Genomic DNA, 26756 nt, shown 5'->3' on the forward strand with positions numbered 1-26756 from the left:
GGTATCTGCAGTATCTGTAGTGGTGCAAATGGGGCTATGTTTTTATTCTATTGTAAGTAGTTGCCTGGCCCCGGCATCTTGAGAGTGAATCATAGGTTCTGTGTCTCATGTTCCAGAAAAATAATTATTGACAAAAATGGTAGTCAGTTATAAATTCAGAGTATGACTAAAACAGGTGAGATATTGTACTGGACGCCCCGTTTTTTGTGCATGGTGGCTATTGTGGTGATTTCCATGCTCACCTTTGAAGCGTTTAAGCCAGAGTTTACTTCATGGCATCAGCTTCGTACGTTTTTTATGCAAATGGTGCCTTCATTTGCATTAGTGCTATTATTAATTTTTGCCTGGCGAAGGGAGCTGGCCGGCGGTACTTTTTTCATAATTATTGGAGCAATTATGGCCTTTTTTGTCTATAAGTATCATTATCATCTGAGTCATTCTTTTATAAAAAGTGCTTGGCGGGTTATTATAATGGCGTTTCCTTTGTGCTTGACTGGTTGTTTGTTTGTCATGCATTATTTCTATAAGCGGAAGCGTGGAAATCTGATTCATTAAAAAACCGGCAGGGTTCAAATAGTGGCTGATCATCACTTCCTACACCAATCTTTTATTTCGTCGTCTTTTGTCCGTAGCATATTTTGTTACTTTTGTAACAAGCAAGTATAAATCATGCAAGCAGACGATAAAATTCAGACGAAACAGTTTTTACTCGATCAACGTTATTTGGCCATGGCGCGCATATGGGCCCAAAATTCCTATTGTAACCGCCGGCAGGTGGGAGCTATTATTGTTAAGGATAAGATGATCATCAGCGATGGTTACAATGGTACGCCATCGGGCTTTGAAAATGAGTGTGAGGATTGTAACAACAAAACCAAACCTTATGTACTGCATGCTGAAGCTAATGCTATCACCAAGGTAGCGCGCTCCAACAATAGCTCTGATGCTTCTACTTTATATGTGACTGCCTCCCCCTGCATTGAGTGTTCAAAGCTGATTATTCAGGCAGGTATTAAGCGGGTAGTGTTTGCCGAAAAGTATCACAATACCGATGGTCTTGACTTGTTGACACGTGCCAATATAGAAGTGGTACACATCCAGGATGAACTGATTAGGGTAGAAGATGGTTTAATTCTTGGTAATACACACGAATAATATTTAAAGTTCCTTATTAGAAAATACTACACCATTATGCAGTCAAATACACGCAAGCAAATATTTATGCCTTTCCTGTTCGGCCTGTTAGTCGCACTGGGCGTATTCATAGGACGCAATTTCTTTAGTGCACCGGGCGGTAAAAGCAATTCGCTGATGATTTATCCGCAAGCCAATAAGCTGGATGCACTTATGAATCTTATTGAGGAGGAGTATGTGGATACAGTGGATCGCATGGCCATTGAAGAGCGTATTATTCCTGAGATACTGAAGGATTTAGATCCACACTCGGTGTATATACCGGCGAAGGATCTAAATAAGGTCAATGAAGAGCTGCAGGGTAACTTTGGTGGCATTGGTGTGCAGTTTAGCATGCAGAATGATACGGTGATGGTGATTCAGGTCATTCAGGGCGGACCATCGGAAAAGGTGGGTATTCTGCCGGGCGACCGTATTGTGGCGGTTGATGATTCAATTATTGCCGGTAAAGGAATAGCGACCGATGATGTGATGAAGAAGCTGCGTGGCGAAATGGGTACTGATGTAAAAGTGGGTGTGCTACGTCGTCCGAATAAAGATTTAATCGATTTTAATATTACACGTGGCAGCATTCCTCTTTACAGTGTGGATGTGAGCTACATGGTGAACGAAACAACCGGTTATATTAAAGTTGACCGTTTTGCTCAGAATACCTACCAGGAGTTTTTAACAGCCCTGGCTAAGCTAAAAGCGAATAACTGCCAGCAGGTAATCATCGATTTCAGGGGCAACTCAGGCGGACTGCTGGATGTAGCTATTCGATTGTGTAATGAGTTTTTACCTGCCAAAGACCTGATTGTGTATACCGAAGGCAAATCGCAGAAGCGACAGAACGTGCATGCCAATGGAGCAGGTACGTGCCAGGATACGAAAGTGGTGGTGCTGATTGATGAGTTCTCGGCTTCGGCCAGTGAAATTTTTGCCGGCGCTATTCAGGATAACGACCGTGGTTTGGTGATTGGTCGTCGTTCGTTTGGTAAAGGCCTGGTGCAGCAACAGATTCCATTACCAGACGGTTCGGCATTGCGACTGACGGTGGCTCGCTATCACACGCCTAGTGGACGTTGCATTCAGAAACCATACGAAAACGGGGTGGATGAATATTACGAAGATATTTACAATCGACTGGAGCATGGTGAGTTTTACAATGCCGATAGCATCAGTTTTGATGATGATTTAAAGTACACCACTAAAAATGGCCGCACCGTTTATGGCGGCGGTGGTATTATGCCTGATATTTTTGTGCCACGCGATACTTCCATGATCACCAACTATTTTGTGCATTTGCGTATGAATGGTATCATGTATCGCTATGCTTTGCAGTATACCGATAATAATCGGCAGAAGCTGGAGCAGTTCACCACTGCTAAAGCGATTAAAGAGTACCTCGATAAGCAGAATTTATTAGCCGATTTCCTGCGCTTTGCCAAGGATAAGGGTGTAGCGTTTAAGCAGGATGAATACAATATTTCAAAAGCGCAGATTGATATTGAGCTGAAGGCCTACATCGCGCGTAATATCCTGGATAATGAAGGATTCTATCCAATTTTCCATGAGGTTGATGATGTATTTCAGAGGGCTGTAGAAGAAGCTTCTAATATGGGCAGCTAGGCTGTTGATGGATAAATTATTAAAGCGCAGGATATATACATTCTGCGCTTTTTTGTTCCAATTTCATTGACACATGACATATTGACTCTGAAACAGCCATATTAACGACGGCTTGACAGGTTGCCATTCTCAGTTTATCTTTTGCACGATAATTGTTGAGATAATCGGTATATTTACAAAAACATTATTGCTATGCTTATAGGTCTTGCTAAAACCATATTCTTCCTGATTACCTTTTACTACCTGTTTAAAATAATTGGCCGTTTGCTATTGCCATATGTGATGAAGAAAGGTGTGGAACGCATGCAACAACAGCAGCAACAAGCCGCCACCAACTATCAGCAGCAAGCCCGTAAGCAAGAAGGAAAAGTCACTATTAAGCAGGATGCTCATAAGCAATCGACTCATATAGTGAATGACAATGAGGGCGAGTATGTTGATTATGAAGAAGTAAAGTAGTTGTCTGATTTGAATGTTGCCTGAAGTTTTATAATTTTAGTAATTAAAACTTCTGCTATGCGACTAACGTTATCCCTTCTTATTAGCCTGTTTTGCCTGACAGGCATGTCCGCACAAGATTATCTGGCGTCTCCGGAGTTTAATAACTTTTGGCGCAATCTGGAAAACATCAAAATGCTGGAAGGTGAACAGCCGGTTGAGTATAAAGGCTCTCCCTATATTTATGAATCGGAAGAGGCCTTTATCACCCTTGAAAATGGCCAGCAAATTAAGCCATTAATTCTCCGTTATAACGTGCATGATGATGTAATGGAAATCAAAAAGGATGAGCGTTATTATACCATTCCCAAGCAAAAAGAGTTTCCATTATTTACCCTTGGTGAGCATAGTTTTGGGCTGAAGGTGTATCAGCTCATCAACAAAAAGCAGATTGGTTATTTTGAGGCCCTGGTGGTCGATTCAGGTTGCAGCTTATATTTAAAGCACAAAGTATTCTTACAGGCTGCCGAAGAACCTAAACCATTCCAGGATGCTAAGCCGGCTGAGTTTAAAAACAGGGCGCCGGATCTTTACCTATCGATAAACGACGGCGTATTGCAGGTTGTCAGCAACAAAAATGATTTAATCGACATGCTGCCAGACCACCAGCAAGAACTCAGCAGTTTTATTAAAAAGAACAAGATCAAATTTCGAAAACCTGAAAGTGTAAAAGAAGTGGTGGAATATTATAACTCCCTTTAGTTATTTCTTCTTTTTCTTAGCCCGTTTCTTTTTAATGGCTTCATAGGCGATCTCATCTTCTTCAGCCTGACGCATCAGTGTTTTCCAGTCGGCGTGTGTCTCGGTTGAAAAGTCAATGGTATCTGCATATTCCTCACGATCAATGTCTGTAACATCAATGGGATAGCCGGTGTAGTTCTCAATGGTCTCCAACAGCTCTTTTTCTTCTTCTGCGCAAAAAGCAATGGCATAACCCTTCTGTTTGCCACGACCAGTTCGTCCAACACGGTGTACGTAGTTCTCAGGTTGTTCGGGTAAATCGTAATTTACCACATAGTCTACATTGGGAATGTCAATACCACGGGCACTTACATCGGTGGCAATCAATAGTTTTATCTCACCCGATTTGAAGTCTTTCATGGCCTCATCGCGTTCGTTTTGTGATTTGTCGCTGTGGATCGTTACAGCTTGTATGTCGACGCGCTCCATGGCTTTTAGCACGCGCTCACAGCGTACTTTGGTTCGCACAAAGGCCAGAATCTTCTTCTCCGGATTAGAGCGAATAATCCGCTCCAGGAAAAAGCGTTTATCATCCATTTTGATAAAGGCCACCGAATGGTCAATATTCTTAGCTACCGGATTTTTAGGCGATATCTGTATACGAATGGGGCGGCGAACCAGCGAGTAGGCAAGTTTTTTTATCTTTTTGTCGATGGTGGCCGAAAAGAATAAGGTTTGTCGTTGTTTGGGCAGGTACTTAATCAGGTCCTGAATATCTTTGTAAAAGCCCAAATCGAGCATGTGATCGGCTTCATCCAATACCAGTATTTCTGCATTATACACTTTTACAACGCCCTGGTTGATGTAGTCGAATAAACGCCCTGGTGTGGCTACCAATACATCGGTTTCTTTTTTCAGGCGCTCCACCTGTTCCGTTTGGTCAACACCGCCATAGATAGCTGTGAACTTCAGTGATGTGTTCTTGCCAATCTGCTTAAACACATCCGTAATCTGTTTGGCCAATTCGTGGGTAGGTACCATCACAATACAACGAACACCGGTATCCTGCTTTTTGCGCTTTTTCTGAAGTAACTGAAGAATTGGAATAACAAAAGCAGCCGATTTACCGGTTCCGGTTTGGGCAATGGCCAATACGTCTTCTTTCTCCAGTATAGCCGGAATGGCTTTAAACTGGATGTCCGTTGGGCGCTTATACCCTAATTGGTCGATGCTTTTGGTAATCTTCTCGTCTAAGCCAAACTCTTCAAACTTCATTGTATCTAATTTTCGGCAAAGATACGATTAAAAGTAAGAAAGTTGCGAAACAGTAGCTGAGGTGGTGAATGAGTGGATTGGAAAGCAACTTGCTTAGAATAACAGAGGCTAAACAAGTTGCTTAAAACTAACTATTCTGTGATTCTTAATCGTAAAATAAACCAGCATACATAAGAGATAAAGAGCAGAAACAGGCCCCAGATGGTGCTGACACTCGCAGCTTTTAAACCACCGGCCAGTGCTGTTTGTGATACCTCACCCATTTGCTGGATAACATCAAGGATCTGATATAGCCCCATTGCATTCCACACTAAGCCCGCAAAAAAGGACATACTGCCCAGGTAAAGTACACTGTTGAGTAGCTTGGGAGAAGTTTCTTTTCGGGCAGCCTGACGGCTAAAGTTATAAACAGCCATTGCCAATGCGGCTATGCCTAGTAAGGTTATAATCGACATCCCGTAGATGCCACCCTGAATTAAAAAATCAAACATGATGAATCATTTAGGTTTAACAATATATGCCAAACTTATTGGTGAACCATAGAAGTAGGAAAAAAATGCGTTGAGTGACACTAAAGACAAGTCCAACGACCATTTATAGCAGTTACATGGTAATATTGCGGTTCGTCTTATTTAACGAACCTTTTATCGCAAAATTCAAGGCTTAAAGCAGCTTTGCATCTTAATTTTGTTAATTTGCCACTATGCTTGCATTGCGCTCATTAAATACACGCAAAGTTACCATAGGACTTACATTCGCTGTCTATTGGCTAATCGCGTTTTTCTTTTTCAAAGGATTTTATGGAGGCAACAACTCCGAGCAAAAAGTTACATTAATTTTTACTACTATCTTTTGGTTTATCTCCTTTGTGTGTGTCGATATTCATCATCGGTTTGTTACCCGCCCTAATCTGGAAGCAAAGCGTTATTTTCGCTTTATCATCTTTTCATTATATGTGTTTATGGGGGCATTCTGGCTGGAAAGTGTTTTGTCTTTTATTCTTAACCTTTACTTCTGGGATTATGAAAATGGCCGTGTTATTGAGGATGCTGCAAACGTGAGTTACCAGGTGGGTGGTGTTAACATGATAGTTTTTGGTGGGGTGGCCATTCAGTTTATGTTGGAAACTTTCCGCTTAACGCAGGACAAAGAACTACAGGATAAGAAAGTGTTTGAGCGCGAACTCATGCTGAAAGAAAAAGAGCTGGAGATGCTCAAGAAGCAGGTGAATCCACATTTTCTGTTTAATGCACTCAACTGTGTTTACGGTCTTAGCCTGGAGAAGTCGGAGCGAACGCCAGAAGTCATTTTGCAGCTATCGGGCATGCTGGATTATATGCTGTACAAATGCGAGCGAAATGTGCTATTAAGTGAAGAGATACAGCAGATAGAAAACTATACAGCCATTCAAAGGGTACGTTTTGGTGATGCTCTGCAATTAACCATGCACACTGAAATAGGAAGGGATTTTAAGGTCGCTCCTTTGCTGTTGCTACCTCTGGTTGAAAATGCCTTTAAACATGGGCGCCCCGCAGATGATGGAGTATTGTATATTGGTATTACTATCAGGAATGGTAATGGTTTGTATGTAAGCATTACCAATACCTGTGATTCGAATGTAAAGAGAGATAAATCGGGAGGAATTGGCCTCTCAAACCTTCAGAGACGCCTGGCATTGCTTTATCCAGAACGTTATGAACTTTATCAGCGCTTTGAAAGCAATACCTTCCATGTTAATCTCAAGCTTAACCTGTGTTAATTATGAAACCGATCAGATGCCTTATAGTAGATGATGAACCAATAGCCATTCGCATATTGGAGCGTCACCTCGAATTGTTTCCCCAGGTAGTAATTGAAAATACCTTTACTCAGGCAGCTTTGGCCCTGGAGTTTATTCGAACAAATAAAATCGACCTTGTGTTTTTAGACATTGAAATGCCACGTATGACAGGCATGGATTTTCTGAAAGCGGTAAAAGAACCTCCTGCTATAATATTCACCACTGCGTATCGTAACTATGCTGTGGAAGCCTATGATATGGATGTGGTGGATTACCTCTTAAAACCCATCTCGGTTGAGCGTTTGGGTAGGGCGCTCAATCGCTATGAAGAGCGTTGTAATCAGGCAAAACAAGTCAGTGCTATAGGAACAGGTGCCTGTATCAATGTAAAGACCAGCAAGGAAATACTTCGTCTGGCCATTGATGAAATACTGTATATTGAGAGTTTTGGCGATTACATCATCATATATGATAAAATGGGTAAGCATGTTTCGCGCGAACGCATTAGTTGCATGGAGGAACAACTGTCCGTTTATCAGTTTATACGCATTCACCGGCAATACCTGGTGGCCGTTAATAAGATTACAGCCATAAGGGGTAACATGATTCTCATAGGAGACAAACAACTGCCAATCGGACGAACCTATCGTGGTAATATCAAGGAAAGCGTTCTTGGAGTTTAGATTTAACAGGCAGAATCGCTTTGGGTAGGTAACCGTGTTTATTGATTTTATCAGAAAGGATTTTCAATGTTGGTAAATCCTCAGGCATTTTCATTAACATTGTTAACTGTAGCTAACCTAAAGCAATAATATGATTTACAACTGCCACATTCACACTTTTAAAGATGCCGATATACCACGTGGATTCCTGCCACTTGGTTTAGTGCGCATATTGTCCACCAAGCCCGGCTTTCGCGTGGTGTCGAGGATACTTAATAATATTAATCCCTTTTCTGATAACGACACCTTCGATCGCTATGTGAAGTTTGTTGAGTTGGGCCGACTGGGCTCGCAGGAAGCTATTTATCTCAACTGTCGTAAGTTTTACCCGAGGAACAGCCGGTTTGGCGTGTTAGCAATGGATATGGCCTACATGGGAGCCGGCAAGGTGCCACGTGATTATATGGACCAGTTGCACGAGCTGGGCCAATTAAAACAAAAGCATCCCGAGGTGATCCCTTTTGTGCATATCGATCCGCGACGCGACGAGTACATGGATATTCTTAAAAAGTGCGTGGAGGAATGGGGGTTCAGAGGGCTGAAAGTGTATCCGCCACTGGGCTATTTCCCATACGATGAGCGCATGTATCCGGTATATGAGTATTGTCAGCAACATAACCTGCCCATTGTGACGCACTGCAGTCCCTTCAATCCCGTTCATTTCAAGGGTAAAAAAAAGGAACTAAGGAAGCTCTTGGAAAAGTCGCGCGACAAGATAGATACGCGGGGGATGAATCGCAAAGAGATGTGCTCCAGGTTTACGCATCCCTTAAACTGGGAGTATGTGATGCAGGACTTTCCTGAACTGAAAATTTGCCTGGGGCACTTTGGTTCAGCTCACTACTGGAGTGAATTTTTGGATAACCCGGATGGACCGGATAACTGGTTCTTGATTATTAAGGAGATGCTGGAGAAGCATCCTAACCTGTATTCCGATATTTCTTTTACGCTCAATAAAAAAGAGTTCTTCCCATTGCTGAAAGTGCTGCTGCAGGATAAGCAACTGCGCTCAAAGGTATTGTTTGGCTCCGATTATTACATGGTAGAAACAGAGGCGACCGAACGACGATTTAGCCTCGACTTACGGGCTTACCTGGGCGAAGATGATTTTATGACCATAGCCCGAACAAATCCTGAGCAGTTTTTTAGAACCCATCTTAATGACTAAAATGATCCTGTTATGAACATTGAAAAAGTGAAGGACTACAATGCACGGATGCTGGCATTGTTGTCGACCATTCTTGTGCTGTTAGGTGTCATAGCGATTGTTGCTATAGCCGGTGTTTTTATTAGTGACTTATTGCCAAGGCAGCGAGTGGATAATAATACGCTCGTGGCAGATGATAAGGCTGAGCAGCTGGTTGCTAATAACCTGCGAAAACATTTGGTGTCGTTTGATGCACCGCATCTCGTTGATACGGCAGCATTACTTTACATTATACCGGTTAAAACCAAACAGCTGAGTCGCCCCGAGGACATTGGTGAAGGTGTAATGAATATGTATGAAGAGGAGGGAAGCTTCAGGAGTTCTAAATGGAAAAAAAGAACCTACTATTATGATGCTTTTAATAACCTGCTGGTGTATGACGGACATGCTGGGATAACTCATAAAATATTGAATGAAAGAGTTGTTGGCACTGATTTGACCTATAATTACATGGAGAAGGATGTGTTGTTAATCTTTAATATTGTTGATAGTGATACTAATAATGACGGTGAAATCTCAGAACAAGATTTATCCACCCTGCATATCTATTCCGTCGGTAATCAGAAACTGATGCCATTGCCTGTGAGTTCGACAACAGTACTTAACTATGAGCGAGTACCAGATAAACACCAATTAATGGTTACCTTGGGTGTTGATCGTAATAATGACGGGCGTTTTGACTATAAGAACGAGCCAACGACAATAGTCAGTTTTGATTGGGAGCATAACCAGGTAAGTACGGTTATATCAGATGAGTTAAAAAGCGAATTGCAGCAAATCATCGATAGAGCCAGCCATTAACTGTTTGACATTAATCTGTTATTTGGCTATGTTGCGGGCATGGCTTTATCTTCAGCACAGCAGGCTACGGTAGAAGTATTTTCCGGCACCTTATGGGAGGCTGAAATGATACGCACCTTATTGATGGATGCACAGATAGCCCACTTTCTAAAGAATTCAACTTTGAACGACTTTATGTATGATCCGATTGGTGCAGAAGGGGTTAAAGTGATGGTGCTGGAGAACGAAGTAGAACGGGCGAAGGAAATTATTGACAACTATTTACAAAACCTAAATATGTGATTTATGAATACAATGGTATTATTAGCCGGGGTCATTGCCGGGTTGGCAACTCTGGGACATTTTACAGCCGGCACAAAAATGTATTTAAAGCCTTTTAAGGCATGTGATCTGGATGTTGTGCCAAAGAATGTGATTTTGTCGGTATTTCATTATGTGTCAGTTTATCAGATTTTGTCTTCGCTGTTGCTGATAATGGTGGGAGTCAATTTCGAAAACTGTATGTATGACCCTACCATGGTACTTAATTTTATAGGAATGAATTATGCCTTTTTTGCCTTGGTTCAAATCATTATTGCTTTAACGTCTTCTGTTCAGGGAGGCTTATTTAAGATGTTCCAATGGATTTTTTGGGTGTTAATAGCACTCTTTATTTTCCTGCGATAATAGATAACAACAGGCCGCTCAAGGGTTGAGGAGCGGCCTGTCTGGAAAATCAAGTTTAACTGATTAAAAGGGTATTTTACGATACAACCTTATTGGAGGTCACCCACTCGTTGTAGGCTCCATCATATACTTTCACATTTGTATAACCCAATTTGGTTGTCATTATAGTATACAGCAAACCGGCACGCGTGCTGGTCTGGCAATACAGAATCACTTCCTTGTCTTTTGTAACGCCTTTGGAAGCAAACAGCTTGTTTAAATCTTCAGCTGATTTAATCAGGCCTTTGTCATCGCGCATCAAATCAGAGTTGATGCTGATGGCACCTTCTATATGGCCTTTGCTTTTAGGATCGGTACCATTGAAATAGTTATCAGCGCGCGCATCCACCAATACAACGTTGCTTTTAGCTTTTTGGGCCTTTACATCATCCATAGTCAGGTAACTTGAACGGTCCACATTAGCTGTTACGGTCGTTTTCTTTGGCATTTTTGGCATGCGGGTAACCGGTTTGCGGGCTGCTTTCCAGGCATCCAGATTGCCATCAAGCAGTTTTACATTGCTGGCACCCATCATTTTCATAATCCAATACATACGGCCGGCATTGCTGCCTTTATTGCAGTACAATACAATTTCTTTGCTGAAATCAACACCATGAGCGCCCATTACCTTCGCTATTTCAGCATCACTTTTCAGGATACCTTCAATGGGTGTTTTGGTCGATAGCTCTTCAACCGGGAAACTGACAGCGTTACGGATGTGTACTTGTTTGTATTCGGCTTCTTTGCGTGCATCAAAAATCTGCACTTTAGAATCATTGATTTTACCCGCTAATTCTTTAACCGAAATAAAATCACCCTGTGCAACTGCTCCTATGGTATAAATAACAAGGGCAGCTACTATACATAGTTTCTTCATCTCTTTGTTGTTTATCGATTAAAATTTCACTTGTAATTGTACATACAAACCATCGTTATTGCCTTCAACCGGCTCCTCGGCACGATAGAGGTAGTTCACTTGCAGACGTGTCCAGTCGTTGAAAAAGTAATTGGCACCAAAGGTCATGATGTCCTCGCGATAGTCGTTGACTCCGGCATCAAAGAACTCATATTTAAAGACTGGTTCAACATTCCATTTGGTCATGTACATGGCTTGCACGTATGCACCTTTACGCTCATCGCCAAGGGCAATCAATTCGCCACCGCAACCACCGCCCAGTGAGCGATCGTATTCGCCTTCGTCAACAATGTATTCACCCATTGCTCTGAAGGGACCATAATTGAATTCGGCCTCCAAAGCATATGATGTGCGCTTATCATCGTCATTGGTTGGATAACCCAAACGATAACTACCACCTACGTATAAGAAATCAAGCGGATGGAATACGGCACGGGCAATAATGTCTTTTGAATTGTTATTGTCCTTCTTCAGGCCAGCACCATTCATATAAGCCAGGCGATACTGGAAGAACGTGCTGCGGTCGCCACCCAGCACCATTATGCCTAAGTCGCGCTGTGGCACCACCAGCTGATCAACTGCCCGTGAGCGGAAAATGGTATTAATACCACTACAGGCTGTACCACCCAAATCCATACTAAAAGGATTTTTGAATGAACCCATGGAAATTTTCGCCCAATCCCATCGGCCATAAGTAATAAATGCATCTAGTAGATAGGCACTTCCGTTGCTGCTGAGCATAGGACTCATTTCCATTACCACATAATAGGAGAAGTCGTAAGGGATGTTACCGGTCGCTCCTAGTCGTGCTCTTCTAAAGCTGAACGAGCTGGTTGTTTCGTCGGTAAACTGTTGGTCGTATTCGGCCTGTAAAAACCCGAATATTTTTAGTGCTTCATCACTCCCGGCTGCTTCTTCGCAGCCCTGCGCCAACAAGTTAGCGGGCAACAGCAGACAGGAAGCCAAGATGAGTAGAATAATATTTTTAGTCATGATCATTTAATTAAGATGGGAAAAAGAAGCCGCTCCTCGAAGCGGCTTTATCTCGGATTACTGCTCAAGTGGTAAATTCTTAGGGTTTGAATCGCCTCTCCACTGGTTGGCGGTCCATGCATCGCTTGAGTTTGATAGTTTATTCATACCAAACTTCAGGCTGTAGGCATCATAACCCAGTACGCGCAGGTATGCAGTAATAACAGCTGATGTTTGACCGGTGTAGCAATAGGTAACCACCTTCTTTGAAGGATCAAGGTTGGTTACAGCAGCTTCCTCTGTTGAGCTGGGGCTAACTAATAAAGGATTCATTCGGTAAGCTCCATCTACATGCCCGAAAGCACTGTAGTCGGTTGTATTAAAATAGTTATTGATAAAGTATCCGCTAGGGCTTCCCAAAACATCTGAAGCTTCAACTCCTTTGAAGCCTTGAGATACGATGTATTCAATACGCTCTTTTAGAATAGCTTCACCTTCTGTAGCTGTAGAGGTGAAAGCAGGAGCATCGTATACACCTAAGGTAGGTTCGCTGGCATTAAACGTCCAGTTTGAGTGACCATCACTAATATCGGCTATGGCATTATCCCATGGGCCGGCGGTAGCTTCGTTCCAACCAGACATTCCCCATTTTAAGGCCTGTGCATCGTGGTAACCATATAGCCTTAATAATGAAGTTGCATAGCAAGCCGTTTGGCCGGTATAACAAACCACTAATATTGGCTTGTCTGCTTTGGCAGCTTCAGTCAGGATGTTTTTAAAATCAGGTACGTTAACCGCATTGGTGATATGGCCAGCATTAAAAGCTTCAGCGCTTCTGATATCAATGATATACTTGCTGCTCACATTACCATCGGCCGGTGCGCCCATCACAAATTTTTGCCCATCACTGTTTTTGATAACATGGTTCAGATCCATATCAATCTCCACCAGGTAGTCCATCAATGTTTCAGCTGGATTTGTAGTTGTGGTAGGATCATTGTCGTCCTTACATCCGGTAAAAACTACTGCGCTGATAGCCAGCATAAAAAAGAAATAACGAAATAGATTTTTCATAACTTAAAGGATTTAATAATTAAAGAATTGTATGTATTTACATTATTGTTAGAATCAATTTTTAGCAGCCACCGCCATCATCATGTTTGGCAGGTCCGCCAGCCAGCATTTCCAGGTTCTTATCGCAAAAATCGGGGTAGGTGAGTTCCCAGTTTTTCCAGCCTCCTTCAAGCACATAGACTTTTTTATAGCCCATCTGCATCAGCGTTTGTGCAGCTAAAGTGGAGCGCTTACCTTTTTTACAGTAGAGGAAAAGCATCTCCTCTTTTTGAGGAACATATAAGCCTTCTGCTTCCCAAAACGCTTCGGTGCCAATATTGAACTCCATACTGCCGCGAGGAATATTAACAGCGCCAGGAATGAATCCATGATAATGTTCATTGCTTTGGCGTACGTCGATGACTGAAAATATCTCTTCAGATTCCATCGTTTTCATTAAATCGGCTGGTGTTGTGTAGGTCACCACTTTAGAGGCTGATGCCACCATGTCGTCAACACTCAGGTTGCCGGATTGTGTCTGGCAGCTCATTAAGGCAGCCAGGCACGAGATGTATACAAATAATCTTTTCATAGTTGTTAGTTTGTAGCAGTTTCAGTTTCTTCATCAAGCTCTTCATAGCCTGTTATCATGGCCTGAAGGTTGGAAGTAATCGTATGTCCTGTTGTAATGAGGTAGAGGTGCGCCAACACGAAGGCGACCAGCAGAAAGGCGCCCAGTGTGTGCAGCACTGCAATGGCCTCCAGCCCTTCAAAAGCAAATGGCTTATCAGGATAATGAAAGAACAGGTAAGAGAATCCGGTAATCAATTGCACCGGAAATACCAGGATAATCAAACCAAAATAGATGATGCGCTGAAGCGGATTGAGCTTGCTATCGGCAGTCTTCTTCACCGGATGAGGTTCTTTCTTGAAAATGCCCGATATGTAATACATTATTTGGGATTTGATATTGTTGCGCACAGGCACAAATTGTCGGCTCTGGCCGGTTACCAGCATCCAGAAGATGGCGAAGATAGTCAGTATCAGAAAGGCCCATCCGGCAGCTGAATGCAGACGCACTGAGGTTTCAAAGCCGAATGCCTCAAAGGTGCCGTGGATTTCAAACCCGGTGATGATTAATAGTAGGATGAGCATCATTTGTGTCCAGTGCCAAAAGCGCTCAAAGCGGCTGTATATTTTTACTTTTTCCATAGTTATCGGTTTTTGAAATAGGCAACAAGGCGCCCAAAGAAGTGTGCTACAATACCAATTAGGGTCATGAAGATGAGACCAAAGCCTGCGTAATCAACCGATTTGTTGTAATCGCGACCAGGTAAGTAAAAGTCATTGAGTTGCGCCAGACGGCCATCGCGGCTGTGACATTCGGTACAGCTAAGTGTTTCCTCTTTAGGCGACACCATGTGGTTGATGGGCCAGTATACTTCTGAGGCGATAAAATCATAGTTGCCACTGTAAGGGCGATTGTTATACTCCATACCCAGGCGTGCAGCTGTATCCCAGTCAAAATCCTTCCAGAAGGCGCCTTCGCCTTTCTCAGCTGCCCACAGCTTCAGGCTGATGAGTGTGTTGTTCCCGGTATCGTAGATTTGCTTGCCTCGGTGCACTTTCACCGGCCATATCTTGGCGGTTGAATCGCGGTAAGCACCAAACAGGCTGTTGATTTTAACCGGTACTTCCGTAATAGTGTCAGAAGACAGGTAATGATCAACAGTACCGTTGAACCAGTAGTATTCAGGCTTTACATGGTCGTCCCACACAAAATTACCTTTGATGGATAAGTAGTTGTGGTTGCCATCAGCATCATCTTCAGAGTAGCCATTACCATGGTCGTCGGTTAGCCCGGCCGATGACCAGTCCCAGTAGAGCTTGGTAGCATTGGCTTTGGCATAGATGGGTATATGACAGGTTTGGCAGGCAACCTTCTCAAAATGGTTGTCTAATACCTTGTCATTATGGGGTGTTGTTGTGTGGCACTGGTCACAATGTATACGATTAGTATTGGCCGATGAAACCGAATACAATTTACCCATGATGTTATGACGTTCGGTTGTATGGCAATCAATACAGGCCATATCAGGACCGTCCATGGCCATGTGCACATCCACTTCTTTTGTGCACGATAACAGTGCCTCCTCGAGATCCCCATGCTTCACATTGTTACCACCACCACCATAAAAATGGCAGATCCCACAGTTATTTTTCTTTGGCAAACCAACGTTCTGAGCTACGTAAGGATAATCGGGCACCTGATATGCTGAGTTGGCTGTTTCGGCAGTTGCCGGCATACCACCTTGTCCTTTTTGTTTAAAATACGTGTCAGTCTGATCATGACACACTAAACAGTCAATGTTGCGGTTGTCGGCAAAATCAAAACTTTTATCTTTCCAGCCCAAACCAATGTGGCAACGCATGCAGGAGCCATTATTACCATTGGCACCTGTACAGAAATTATTTAACAGGTTCTTTTTACCTACCGAAACAACTCCCCGGCCAGGAATTTCCTCTTCACGCTCCCATTTCCAGTGTGCAGTGGCCATTATTTCTTCATCGCGGCCTGTGTGACACGATAAGCATGCAGCTGTCACATCATGCGGTGTTTCAAAATCCTGCTGAAGGATTTCAAATTGCGAATGGTCTACCGATGAAATGTGTTCGGCCTTAAGCTTAACATCCACTACATCAGGGGTGCCCTTATGGGCAGCAACCTTTAAGGTTAACAGCAATACGGCAAGCGGGAGCAGTAAACTTACCAATAAAGCCATCACTGATTTCGAGAATTGATTTTTCATATAAATTGGATTTGAAGCAAAATTAGCTTTGAAGAATTTTTTCTCTATATAAAAGTGTCTGCAACAAAACGCGGATCGGATGGTAACTTTTGGCGGCTTTATATGATCCAAATCAAGGAAAAGTATGATGCGTTACGGTCAAAAGCTTGCAACAAAACGTATGTATATATGTATAATTGCAATGATGAATATATATAATTAGATAGTAGTGACGGTTATGGTTGATTATAAGTAGGTTTAACATGAGTAATGTCATGATGGTAATAATCATGTTTTAAGTATATTTACCTAACCCTTAAAAGCTAAAGAAATGCCAAAATCAGTTGTTTATAACGGATGTTCAGTGGGAGAGAATCCACTATGTTGTTTTGATAATTTGACAGATGATGAAATTGCATTTGTTGAAAAGAACAGTGTTGAGGTGGAGTATAAGCGTGGTGAAACAATATGCAAGCAAGGAGCATTTGCCTCGCACATTATGGTAATGAAAGAAGGCCTGGCCAAGATTTACCTGGAGAATGGCAATGACTCATTGATTCTGAAAATACTACCTGCAATTAATATTATTGGTTTACCCGCTTTATTTGATGGGAATAACACCTTCCCGTATAGTGCACAGACCTACATGGATTCAACCGTTAAGCTTATTGAAATAGGCGCATTCAAAAGCTTAATAGAGAACAATGCTCATTTCGCAGTACAGATTATAAGTCTGCTGGCCGAGAATTCTGTCATTATTAATGGTCGTTTCTTCTGCTTAACCAAGAAACAAACCTATGGTCGTTTGGCTGATGTGTTATTATGCCTGGCCCAGCGTATTTATAAGCAGGATAAATTCCCGCTGCAACTTACCCGCAAGGATCTGTCTGAACTGGCCAGTATGTCTATTGAAAGTACAACGCGCATTTTAACGAAGTTTAAAGAGGAAGGACTGATAGCCATTCACTGCAATGAGATAGAGATACTCGACCCGGATAAATTACTTGAAATTAGTGCGATTGGTTGATCTGTTGTTCAATAATGGCATTGATGACGGCATAAATATAGACGGCAATTAATTTGGCTGTTCGGTTATCCGCATCAAAGCGGGGCGATACTTCTGCAAAATCAATGCTGCACACTTTACCGGTTTTTATAATGCTCTTAATAAGCTGAAGAACTAAGTCAGGGTCCAGTCCAAAGGGCTGTACGGCAGATACGCCTGGCGCATGGGCTGCCGAAAGCACATCGGTACATAGTGTCAGGTAAACGGCATCTTTGTCGTGCAGGTAATAGTGTATTTGCTCATCTACCTGAGAAATATGGGCCGCGGTTATCTCTTTGGCCAAAATATACCGGGCGCCCATTTCATCGGCTTTAGCAAACAAACTTTGCGTGTTGGCATAGGTCTGTGGTCCGACGCATAAGTAATTAAACGGCTGTTGGAGTTGAGAACAGATTTCATGAATCTGATTAAACATAGTACCCGATGAACCTTTATCCTGCACAGGTCTTAAGTCGAGGTGAGCATCAAAATTAACTATAGCAGGAGCTGCTCCTTTTGATTGAAGTATGCCATTGAAATGACCAAGCGCTATCTCGTGACCACCTCCCAGTAATATGGGGAAATAGCCATGTTCCAAAATCAGCTGTACCGCCTTGGCTAAAGCTTCCTGGGCTTCTTCAAGATTACTGTCTGTACAGGTAATGTTACCGGCATCAAACAGCTGGGCATGCGGGTGGCAGTTGGCCGGCCAATTCGCCATTTCCTTACGAATGCTGGCCGGGCCTTTGGCCGCACCCGGTCGTCCCAGGTTTCGCTTTACACCTTCGTCGCAACAGAAGCCTAAGAAACAGATATTTATCACCGCGCTATTGGCCTTTACTGGTTGGTTGAGGTTCAATGGATGGACGATCTGGTGCCATCTAAAAGCCATTGGATCACTGATGCTATCTATTCGTCCTTGCCAGGCTGTTGGCTGCTGGTATCTGATGTGCATGGTTCACGTTTTGATGCAAAGATGCTGGATAATACTGACAGAACTTCTGATATGCATCAATTGTGTGGTAGAAATAAAAAAGGCCGCATGGGCCTTTTCTCGCTATCAAAATTTGCTTATAACATCGCTACCAGTTGATGATGTTATAAACAATATCAATTTCATGGTCGTAAAATGGTGCCGGTTTGAGAGAATAGCTGTCATATATATAGTCCGGATCATTATAGTTGCATGAACAGTCGGGATATCTGAATCCGGGCCAGCCATTTTGCGGACTTAGTATAAATGTGTGCGAATCGTAGGAATTCCAGTAAATAGTGATTTTGAATATCTGCTCATCCATGCAGGGTTGGTAAATGTAACCACGTGCACCTGCAGCATTTACTTCGGCCCTGTCAAAGGGTACCATGTATTCATTAACTATCACCTTGCCCGCCAAAAGATCGATAGGGCGATTGTTTCTATCCCTTATAAAAACCTGCACTTCTCTTTCGTCATGCACATTTTGTTCAATCTTCACCTTCACCTTTAGCAAGTGCGGGTCTGTTATTTCCATATCGCTCAAAACCGATTTTGAGCAGCTGGTTGAAATGATGGCTATCAGTATTAGTATATATTTCGCTTTCATAACTTGTGGATTAATGGTTATACAAGTTACAGCTTCTGTTTTCGGGCCCTGATAACATTCTCACTGTGTACTGATATGACAGATGACTTATCCTTCACACGTAATAAAAAATGACACTGCGGACGTAACTGGCAGAATAATAACTTATTGCAATTGTAGTCGTACTTGATTTTGGACGAGGCGTGGTGCTGAAATTGTCCGTTTAAATCGCATTAAAGAGTGTAGAAATCTGTTTAGTGTCCGTTGCTGGGAACAAAACGGTTGATGGTGCTGAGCAGGTCATCATAGCCAATTGGCTTGGCAATATAATCATCACATCCGGCTTCGCGCGATTTCTCTTTTTCTTCAGACATAGCATAGGCCGTTTGTGCAATAACCGGCACTTTTTTACTGAGGCTCTTAATTTGGCGGGTAGCCGTATAGCCATCCATCAATGGCATTTTAATATCCATCAGAACCAAATCAATACCATCAATGCGTTTAAATACATCCACTGCTTCCTGACCGTCGCGAGCCCAGATAAGGCTGGCATTTGATAAGGCTAAAGCAACTTCAATATATCTGAAGTTATCTTCTTCATCCTCTGCTACTAAGAATGTTTTACCTTCCCAGTTAAATTCCCTGACAGGCTCTTTGCTTTCTTCCTTGAAGTTCTCAGGAATAGCCAGTCGGTGATATGGTACTGTAAAAAAGAAGGTCGTACCCACTAGTGGTTCTGATTCTACCCACACTTCTCCACCCATTAGCGTAACAAGGTGTTTCACAATGGATAGGCCAATGCCAGTGCCACCATATAAGCGCTCTTTGTCATCGTTAAATTTAGAAAAACGGTCAAAGATTTCATTCTCTTTACCTTTGGGCAGTCCAATGCCTGTATCTTTCACATAAAACCTCAGAAACTGGTCATCCTCTTGTGTGTAGCCAAATTCAATAAATCCTCTTTCGGTAAATTTAACAGCATTGCCAACCAGGTTAATCAGAATCTGCTTCAAGCGGTGTTCATCCGTTAGTATTCGGATGTTTTCATCACTCACTCCTTCTTTCAGATACAGCTTCAGGTTGAATAATCCACGACGTTTGATGTCATCTAAAAATGATTCATATACCTGCATCATCACATGGTGCAACTTACAAGGAGCATTCTTAATCTGAAGTTGTCCACTGTCAATCTTTGAGATATCAATAATATCCTCCACCAGCGTCAACAGGTTTTTACCATTGATGCGTATGAGGTTGATAAATTCTTCTTTTTCCGTTGTGCTTATGTCAGGGTGAGACAATAAATTAGAGAAGCCCAGAATGGCATTCATCGGCGTTCTAATCTCATGCGACATGTTGGAAAGGAATGAAGTTTTCAGATGATCACTTTCCTCAGCCTTGCGTTTGGCCAGGGTGAGATCCTCATGCTCGCGCCTTAAAAGTCTTCGGTAGCGTGTTTCTTTCTCCAGGTTAAATATCAGACCATTTAGCAGGCTTACAAGGGGAAGAAGCGTTACTAAGATAATCACCAGGAAGATAATGGACGTCTTGATGTATGCTTTAAGAGGTATAGATGCTTCGAAAGGTACGCTGAGTATGTTGGTATAGAGCACCATGGCAATGGCTGCAATTGTAATGCCGATTGTAATTACCGACATCCACGCACGTTTTTGTCCTACCAGTATGCCCGAAAGCAAAGCGTAGGAAATAAAGAACGCGTACCCTAAGGATGAATTATTGGATTCGAGTAGTGAATATACCCCAATGAGATAAATGAGGAATAATATCCAGGAGACTCTGAACTTTAGAGGCAGGCTCCTGACCGTTGTTGCGAATACAGCTGAGAAGAATACAAACGATGAAAAAATAGCATAGGCAAACTTGGCATCTTTGATAAATGAAAGTCCCAGGTACAAGTATACCACCAATCCGATGAACAGAACGCCTATGGAGAAATAATGAAAAATCCGTTCCCGCCAATAGAGCAGTCCGTCACCCGAACGTAAGTTGGTAGGTCCTAACCTCCTACGTATAAATACATCTAACTTCCTGTATAACCTTGCCCCAGTAACTCTTCCCATAGTTCGTTTAAGGCATTATAATGTGTGCAATATCAACGGTTTTGTTTTGGAATTCTGGTTAAAGTTAAATAATTATAACAGTTAAACTATTTATTTTATTGAATTTTTACGAAGGATTTATTAACCGATGAAAAGTGGTGATAAACGCTATTTTAAGCTTGATTACACCTGCCCGATAAAGCGATGTTTAAAACAGGTGCTTGCCCTCAGGGCAGTTGGTGCACATATCAATGCTATTGCGCTGTTTAAATATCTGTTGCTTAAATGACAAGCTCTTGTCTCCAAACCACAATTCATCAAAGGGCTGCTTGTTTACGTTGCCAAAAGTATGTTCGGCATCTTTATCATAGCAGCAGGGCGATAAACGACCATCCCAGGTGATGGTAGTCGAATGCCATTGTCGCCAGCACCTGTTTTGGACGGGGCTTTTCAGGAAGCGGCCCAGTTCATCAGAGTAACGGCTGTACCTGGCATTCAGGGGTGGACGCATGGTGCCAAAGCTATTGAATTGGGCGGTTTTAACTTCCAGCTTATCCACGCTTAAACGCCGTGCCAGTTTTTTAATTTGCGGCAGCTCATGTTCGTTGTGTCGAAAAACCAAAAACTGCATCACAATTATTGGGTAGGCAGAACGTGCTCGCTTTTTAGCTCTCACCACATCAATAATACTTTGCTTAACCCGGTTAAAACTGCCACCAACGCGGTATAATCCATAGCTTTCCTGGCTGGTGCCATCCACCGAAAATATTATACGTGTTAATCCCGATTGCACCAGTTGATCGGCCAGTGACGGATTCATGTAATGGCCATTTGTAGAAGTAGAGGTATAGAGCCTGTAACGGGTAGCTCCCTTTACCATGGCTCCAAAATCAGGATGCATCAATGGCTCGCCCTGGATATATAGGTTGAGATACAACAGTTCAGGCGTCAGCTGTTTCAGCATATTTGAAAAGTCCGATAGCTGTATCATACCTCTTGGACGCTTAAGTAAATTGGCGCCGGTAGGACATTCGGGACATTTTAGGTTACAGATACTGGTTGGCTCTATAGCACAGGCCATCGGTTTACCTTTTATTTGAATTGTATGGCCATAGTGAGCACGCAGATAGGAATAAACTAAGCGAAAAGCATTTAACAGGCGCCGCAGAGTGAGAACTCTTATAAGCGCCCAGGCCTCCAATATAAATGCTTTTAGTGTCATGCTAATTATCCAGTTCTAATAGTTCAAATACTTCTGACCAGCGAGGTGTAAGTATTATCTCGGTTCTTCTGTTTTTTTGTAGGGCGGCAGCATCATTTCCTTCGATGAGTGGAATATGCTTGCTTCGACCGGCTGCAGTGATGCGACGAGGGTTTATTGTACTATTATCCAGTAATATTCTCACCACTGAGGTGGCACGTTTCACACTTAAGTCCCAGTTATCTTTCAGTTCGCCCCGGCCATTGTAAGGAACATGATCTGTGTGCCCTTCCACCAATATATCAATGTCTTCATTTTGCTCCAGAACCCGGGCAATTTTTTGCAGTGCTGTTACCCCTTGCTGGTTCACCTCATATCTGCCTGATTGAAACAGTAGTTTTTCCTCAAGCGATACATACACTTTTCCATCTTTCATATGCACCTGCAGCTCATCGCCCGAGAAGCCGGTCAGGGCATCACTAATGGTTTGTTTTAGTGAACGCATGGCTTCGTCTTTGCTGGTCAGCATTTCTTCCAACTCAATGAGTCGTTTATTTTGCTCTTGCAACTGCAATTGTGCAGCAGATAATTCAGCATTGGCTTGCTCCAGTTTCTGCTGTTTTTTCAATAAGGCCTGCTCCGATGTCACTAACTCATCTTCTCTTTTTTGCAAATCATCCTGCAGCTTTTGCAGATAGGCCAGCAGTTTCTTATTATCCATATTACTGCCAGAGTTGGTCTTCAGTTTATCAAGTAACTCGGTGTAATTCTGAAAAAGCTCATCGTAACGTTGCTGCAGTCGTTGGTTCTTGCGGCTCAGGCGCAAGGTGTCATCACTCAGAGAGGCCACTTTTGCTGTGTATCGTTCGAGTTGCCCTGTTAATTCGCGGTTTTCAACCTTGAGCGCATCATTTTCTTTAGCTACTTGTGAGGCGCTCATTTCAAGTTGTTCATTCTCCTCAGTCAGTTCTTCAAACTGTTTTAATGGTACGCAAGCCATCATCAATAGCGTGGCTAAACATGTAAAGGCAATTCTGATCATCTTAATCAAGGTTGTTTTTCCATTCAAAGATTGAAAAAAAAGCTGAAAGGTCAATAGGTGTGAGCTGTCAATAGAATAATAATATACAAGCAACGGTCGCAGTGTAATCAACTAGCTAATGGATTGTGGTTTAAGTGGCATCTTAAGTACTCTGATTGACGGGGGTAATGAAATTTCTATATATATGCGCTTATAACCCCATTCTTATTATCTTTGCCCTGTTAACTACACTTAGGATACAATTGGAATCAGCTCACGAAGTTAAGAATATGAATGAAGGCCCAAGCCGCTTGTTGGATGCGATTGATTCACCTGCTGACCTGAAGCAGATTGAAGCAGATAAATTGCCGCAAGTATGTGATGAATTAAGAGAGTTTATTATAGATGCGCTTTCGTGTAATCCGGGGCATTTTGGTGCCAGCCTGGGTGTGGTTGAGCTAACGGTGGCTCTGCATTATGTTTTTAATACTCCCGATGATAAGATTATCTGGGATGTAGGGCATCAGGCATATGGGCATAAGATACTCACCGGCAGACGTGACGTTTTTCATACCAACCGTAAGTTTAAAGGTATTAGCGGATTTCCAAATGTATTTGAGAGTGAATTCGATGCCTTTGGCGTGGGGCACTCTTCCACCTCTATTTCGGCAGGTATAGGAATGGCTACTGCAGCGGCAATGGATAACGATAGCGACAAGCATGTGGTGGCTGTGATTGGTGATGGTGCCATGACAGCAGGGATGGCTTTTGAAGGTTTGAATAACATGTCAACCTTAAAGTCTAACATGCTGGTCATTTTGAATGACAACAACATGGCTATTGATCCGGCTGTAGGTGGTTTTAGCGAATACCTGGTGGATATTGCCACTTCACAAACTTATAATAAGTTTCGCTCAGAAGCATTTAAAATGCTGGAGAAGATGAAGCTGACGGGGCCGCGTTCCAAGGAGATGATCACCAAGCTGAACAACTCGCTTAAGAACCTACTGACCAAGCAAACGAATATATTCGAAGGTCTAAATATAAGGTACTTTGGACCGGTTGATGGGCACGATGTGGGGCATCTGCAGCGTGTATTGAGTGATTTGAAAGATATACCCGGACCGAAGGTGCTGCACGTGATCACCAAGAAAGGGAAAGGATTTAAGTTTGCGGAAGAAAACCAGACTGCTTGGCACGCAGTGGGTGACAAGTTTGATAAGGTAACGGGCCAGCCACTTGCTGCTAAATCTTCGATACCCAAGCCGCCCAAGTTTCAGGATGTGTTTGGCAATACCATTGTTGAGCTGGCCGAAAAAAACGAAAAGATTGTAGGTATCACCCCAGCTATGCCATCGGGTTGCAGTCTCAATATCATGATGGAGAAGATGCCCGATCGCGCTTTTGATGTGGGTATTGCCGAGCAGCATGCGGTGACCTTTTCAGCCGGACTGGCTATTGAAGGGTATACGCCATTTTGCAACATCTACTCATCGTTTATGCAGCGAGCCTATGATCAGGTGATTCATGATGTGGCCTTGCAAAACCTTAATGTGGTATTCTGCCTCGATAGGGGAGGATTAGTGGGAGCCGATGGTGCTACTCACCATGGGGCCTATGATCTGTCGTATATGCGAGGTATACCCAACCTGGTTGTTTCGTCGCCCATGGATGAGGAGGAACTGCGTAACCTGATGTATACCGCTCAGTTGCCCAACCAGGGGCCTTTTTCCATTCGTTATCCACGCGGTAATGGTTCATTGATTGACTGGCAGCGACCTATGCAGGAGATAAAAGTAGGAACAGGGCGTAAGCTGAAGGATGGTAAGGATTTGGCCATTGTCACCATTGGTCCGATAGGTGTTAAAACCAGTCAGGTGATTCAAAAACTGGAGCAGGATGGTCGCACTGCAATAGCGCATTACGATATACGCTTTGTTAAACCGCTGGATGAGGCACTGCTGCATGATGTGTTTAAGAATCATGATAAGGTGATGACCATTGAAGATGGAACTGTTATCGGGGGCATGGGTAGTGCCGTGCTGGAGTTTATGGCAGACCATGGCTATTGTGCAAGGGTGAAGCGCCTGGGCATACCAGATAAGTACATTGAGCATGGTACACAGACCGAACTCTATGGTATATGTGGTTTCGACAAGGAAGGCATAGAGAAGGCCATACAAGAGATGCTGGCGTGGTAAACCAGCCTTTATATTGCATAGGCAACGGTGTCCTTCCGTCTGTTATTTGACCTTAGGATTGTCGCGCTTTAGTAGTATTTGTCAATGCCTCCAAAGCCTTTTATCAATTTGTTTTCTGTTGTTTTGGCAATAAAATTGTGTAAACGCTTCTCAAACTCTTCCGGCCTTTTCCTGGCACTTTCGATATAGGCAATTCTGATGCGCTTATATGGTTCCGAAAAGTTCTGGTAATTCTCCCAGGCAACTTTCTTCGTCTTAAACTCCCGTATTATGTCCTCTGGAAAAGTGAACTCCTGTTGAATGACTTTTAAAACGTCATTCTTAATTGAATCGTGAATCAAGTTGTTCTCAAAAAGCCACCTCAAACGTTCAATGTTTGGTTGTGAAAATGTTGAGTTTTTTCTTCTTCTACAAAACCGTTGAATAGAGGTCTCATTGTTGAGTGATTTAAGGGTGCTGTCGATCCAACCAAAACACAAAGCTTCTTCAACGGCATCATTATACAAGATGCGTTTTCTACCGGTCTTCTTTAAAGGATATTCCAGCCAAATATCATCTTCCGACTCAAAATGAGCCTGGAGCCACTCTCTCCAGTCTTTTCTGCTTGTAAAATATTTAGTTATTATTTCACTCATCTCATAAGTTGTTGGCATTGTCCTTGTGTATGCGGGATTCAGGTATTTTAAGCGTACTGCGTTACTATGTGAACGGAGCTCATATTTGTTTTAGGTTTTCCTTTTTATAGCTGAAAGTCCAACTAATATTAGCACAACCATTAAGATTATAAAAAATGCACTTGTCGAGATACTTTTTAAAATTGAGAATGTATTTGTCATACTTACCGAATCGTGTGTTATGTCCGGATAACTATTCAACATCGTAATTATTCCAATATTTTCCAAATAATCTGAAATACCTGCAAATACAGGGATTAGGCATAAATACAGAAATGGAGTCTTTAGTTTATTTAGTTTTTTTAAGAAATACCCTAGAAGTATACAGTAGGAGAGAGCGAAGAGGAGTGGGTAAATCAAATCCACAGGTATTTGACGGGTTAGGTATAACCTGCGCCCATTTTCTCCAAGAGCACTGAATAATTCACTAACATAATTCAAATCATACCCGGTAGGCATCATATCCAACAGCTTCATTCCATCAGAAAACGCCATTGTTTTAGGAATGGTGACAGTCAGCATGAAAAAATAAACGATATTGGTCAGAATAAATAATCCTAAAACCTTTTTTCCAGAAATGTTCTTTTCAATAAATGTATTCAATAGCTTCATTTAGTTCATTTTAGATAAGTGCACTTGGTGTTCGGCATAAAAACCTAACTATCGGCAATGCTATGTTAAAAGTATTTATTTGTAAGCATTCGGCCTCGCACGTCACAAAAGCTTAAATCGAGACACTCTAATTGTCCATAGAATCCATGGACAATTCTCACAATTCTAAGAGTTCT

The 26756-nt window shown here is 42.6% G+C and carries 28 protein-coding genes; 13 read left to right on the top strand and 15 right to left on the bottom strand.

Going from position 1 to position 26756, the window contains the following annotated elements; genetic code table 11:
• Positions 1-162: 162 nt before the first annotated feature.
• The 5 genes from KDU71_RS17920 (at position 163) to KDU71_RS17940 (ending at position 4005) form a co-directional block, all read left to right on the top strand.
• The gene (locus KDU71_RS17920; protein WP_212192477.1) at positions 163-555 is read left to right on the top strand and encodes a DUF7670 domain-containing protein; all 393 of its coding nucleotides are present in this window, start codon (positions 163-165) and stop codon (positions 553-555) included.
• A gap of 114 nt (positions 556-669) precedes the next feature.
• A complete protein-coding gene (locus KDU71_RS17925; RefSeq protein WP_212192478.1) occupies positions 670-1155 on the top strand; it encodes a deoxycytidylate deaminase in 486 nt (161 codons plus the stop codon).
• Positions 1156-1191: 36 nt separating this feature from the next.
• Entirely contained in the window at positions 1192-2805 is a 1614-nt protein-coding gene (locus KDU71_RS17930; protein ID WP_212192479.1) for a S41 family peptidase, read from the top strand.
• A gap of 192 nt (positions 2806-2997) precedes the next feature.
• Positions 2998-3264: a DUF4834 family protein gene (locus KDU71_RS17935; protein WP_212192480.1), complete on the top strand. Its 267-nt coding sequence runs from the start codon at positions 2998-3000 to the stop codon at positions 3262-3264.
• A gap of 57 nt (positions 3265-3321) precedes the next feature.
• Positions 3322-4005 carry a hypothetical protein gene (locus KDU71_RS17940; RefSeq protein ID WP_212192481.1) on the top strand — a complete coding sequence of 228 codons (684 nt, stop codon included), beginning with the start codon at positions 3322-3324 and terminating at the stop codon, positions 4003-4005.
• On the opposite strand, the gene KDU71_RS17945 is transcribed toward KDU71_RS17940, so the two are convergent.
• Entirely contained in the window at positions 4006-5259 is a 1254-nt protein-coding gene (locus KDU71_RS17945; protein ID WP_212192482.1) for a DEAD/DEAH box helicase, read from the bottom strand.
• 131 nt (positions 5260-5390) lie between these two features.
• Entirely contained in the window at positions 5391-5750 is a 360-nt protein-coding gene (locus KDU71_RS17950) for a MotA/TolQ/ExbB proton channel family protein (protein ID WP_212192483.1), read from the bottom strand.
• A gap of 212 nt (positions 5751-5962) precedes the next feature.
• Between KDU71_RS17950 and KDU71_RS17955 the strand changes: the two genes are divergently transcribed.
• From KDU71_RS17955 to KDU71_RS17980, 6 genes are all read left to right on the top strand, one after another.
• Positions 5963-7018, top strand: coding sequence for a sensor histidine kinase (locus KDU71_RS17955; RefSeq protein WP_212192484.1), 1056 nt, complete (start codon positions 5963-5965; stop codon positions 7016-7018).
• A 2-nt stretch (positions 7019-7020) separates the two neighbouring features.
• Complete coding sequence (locus KDU71_RS17960) at positions 7021-7722, top strand: LytR/AlgR family response regulator transcription factor (protein ID WP_212192485.1); 702 nt, start codon at positions 7021-7023, stop codon at positions 7720-7722.
• A 130-nt stretch (positions 7723-7852) separates the two neighbouring features.
• Entirely contained in the window at positions 7853-8929 is a 1077-nt protein-coding gene (locus KDU71_RS17965) for an amidohydrolase family protein (protein WP_212192486.1), read from the top strand.
• 12 nt (positions 8930-8941) lie between these two features.
• Entirely contained in the window at positions 8942-9769 is an 828-nt protein-coding gene (locus tag KDU71_RS17970; protein WP_212192487.1) for a hypothetical protein, read from the top strand.
• A gap of 39 nt (positions 9770-9808) precedes the next feature.
• Complete coding sequence (locus tag KDU71_RS17975) at positions 9809-10051, top strand: DUF2007-related protein (protein ID WP_212192488.1); 243 nt, start codon at positions 9809-9811, stop codon at positions 10049-10051.
• 3 nt (positions 10052-10054) lie between these two features.
• Complete coding sequence (locus KDU71_RS17980) at positions 10055-10435, top strand: hypothetical protein (protein WP_212192489.1); 381 nt, start codon at positions 10055-10057, stop codon at positions 10433-10435.
• A 76-nt stretch (positions 10436-10511) separates the two neighbouring features.
• On the opposite strand, the gene KDU71_RS17985 is transcribed toward KDU71_RS17980, so the two are convergent.
• The 6 genes from KDU71_RS17985 to KDU71_RS18010 all read right to left on the bottom strand — a co-directional run bounded on the left by KDU71_RS17985 (position 10512) and on the right by KDU71_RS18010 (position 16225).
• Positions 10512-11351: a sulfurtransferase gene (locus tag KDU71_RS17985; RefSeq protein ID WP_212192490.1), complete on the bottom strand. Its 840-nt coding sequence runs from the start codon at positions 11349-11351 to the stop codon at positions 10512-10514.
• Between the two features lie 18 nt (positions 11352-11369).
• On the bottom strand, positions 11370-12383 hold the full coding sequence (locus KDU71_RS17990; protein WP_212192491.1) for a porin: 1014 nt from the start codon (positions 12381-12383) through the stop codon (positions 11370-11372).
• Positions 12384-12440: 57 nt separating this feature from the next.
• On the bottom strand, positions 12441-13436 hold the full coding sequence (locus tag KDU71_RS17995; RefSeq protein WP_212192492.1) for a rhodanese-like domain-containing protein: 996 nt from the start codon (positions 13434-13436) through the stop codon (positions 12441-12443).
• Positions 13437-13497: 61 nt separating this feature from the next.
• Positions 13498-14007 carry a rhodanese-like domain-containing protein gene (locus KDU71_RS18000; protein ID WP_212192493.1) on the bottom strand — a complete coding sequence of 170 codons (510 nt, stop codon included), beginning with the start codon at positions 14005-14007 and terminating at the stop codon, positions 13498-13500.
• A gap of 5 nt (positions 14008-14012) precedes the next feature.
• Positions 14013-14627, bottom strand: coding sequence for a cytochrome b/b6 domain-containing protein (locus KDU71_RS18005; RefSeq protein ID WP_212192494.1), 615 nt, complete (start codon positions 14625-14627; stop codon positions 14013-14015).
• A 2-nt stretch (positions 14628-14629) separates the two neighbouring features.
• On the bottom strand, positions 14630-16225 hold the full coding sequence (locus KDU71_RS18010; RefSeq protein ID WP_244828560.1) for a tetrathionate reductase family octaheme c-type cytochrome: 1596 nt from the start codon (positions 16223-16225) through the stop codon (positions 14630-14632).
• A gap of 310 nt (positions 16226-16535) precedes the next feature.
• On the opposite strand from KDU71_RS18010, the gene KDU71_RS18015 reads away from it, so the two are divergent.
• Positions 16536-17231: a Crp/Fnr family transcriptional regulator gene (locus KDU71_RS18015; RefSeq protein ID WP_212192495.1), complete on the top strand. Its 696-nt coding sequence runs from the start codon at positions 16536-16538 to the stop codon at positions 17229-17231.
• On the opposite strand, the gene hutG is transcribed toward KDU71_RS18015, so the two are convergent.
• The 5 genes from hutG to KDU71_RS18040 all read right to left on the bottom strand — a co-directional run bounded on the left by hutG (position 17215) and on the right by KDU71_RS18040 (position 23114).
• The gene (hutG, locus tag KDU71_RS18020; RefSeq protein ID WP_212192496.1) at positions 17215-18204 is read right to left on the bottom strand and encodes a formimidoylglutamase; all 990 of its coding nucleotides are present in this window, start codon (positions 18202-18204) and stop codon (positions 17215-17217) included. The genes KDU71_RS18015 and hutG overlap by 17 nt on opposite strands.
• A 127-nt stretch (positions 18205-18331) precedes the next feature.
• The gene (locus KDU71_RS18025) at positions 18332-18832 is read right to left on the bottom strand and encodes a hypothetical protein (RefSeq protein WP_212192497.1); all 501 of its coding nucleotides are present in this window, start codon (positions 18830-18832) and stop codon (positions 18332-18334) included.
• Between the two features lie 233 nt (positions 18833-19065).
• The gene (locus tag KDU71_RS18030; protein WP_212192498.1) at positions 19066-20892 is read right to left on the bottom strand and encodes an ATP-binding protein; all 1827 of its coding nucleotides are present in this window, start codon (positions 20890-20892) and stop codon (positions 19066-19068) included.
• Between the two features lie 187 nt (positions 20893-21079).
• The gene (locus KDU71_RS18035; RefSeq protein ID WP_212192499.1) at positions 21080-22093 is read right to left on the bottom strand and encodes a radical SAM/SPASM domain-containing protein; all 1014 of its coding nucleotides are present in this window, start codon (positions 22091-22093) and stop codon (positions 21080-21082) included.
• A 1-nt stretch (position 22094) separates the two neighbouring features.
• Positions 22095-23114 carry an OmpA/MotB family protein gene (locus tag KDU71_RS18040; RefSeq protein WP_212192500.1) on the bottom strand — a complete coding sequence of 340 codons (1020 nt, stop codon included), beginning with the start codon at positions 23112-23114 and terminating at the stop codon, positions 22095-22097.
• Between the two features lie 167 nt (positions 23115-23281).
• Here KDU71_RS18040 and dxs point away from each other — a divergent pair, with 167 nt between their 5' ends.
• Positions 23282-25294: a 1-deoxy-D-xylulose-5-phosphate synthase gene (gene dxs, locus KDU71_RS18045; protein WP_244828561.1), complete on the top strand. Its 2013-nt coding sequence runs from the start codon at positions 23282-23284 to the stop codon at positions 25292-25294.
• A 68-nt stretch (positions 25295-25362) separates the two neighbouring features.
• Here the strand turns inward: dxs and KDU71_RS18050 are convergent, their stop codons facing one another.
• Both KDU71_RS18050 and KDU71_RS18055 read right to left on the bottom strand, forming a co-directional pair.
• Positions 25363-25929, bottom strand: a complete 567-nt coding sequence (locus KDU71_RS18050) for a YdeI/OmpD-associated family protein (RefSeq protein WP_212192501.1) — start codon at positions 25927-25929, stop codon at positions 25363-25365.
• A 90-nt stretch (positions 25930-26019) separates the two neighbouring features.
• Positions 26020-26580, bottom strand: coding sequence for a hypothetical protein (locus KDU71_RS18055; protein WP_212192502.1), 561 nt, complete (start codon positions 26578-26580; stop codon positions 26020-26022).
• Positions 26581-26756: the final 176 nt, after the last annotated feature.

Origin of the sequence: Carboxylicivirga sediminis (assembly GCF_018156225.1) — a bacterium.
Taxonomy (GTDB): domain Bacteria; phylum Bacteroidota; class Bacteroidia; order Bacteroidales; family Marinilabiliaceae; genus Carboxylicivirga; species Carboxylicivirga sediminis.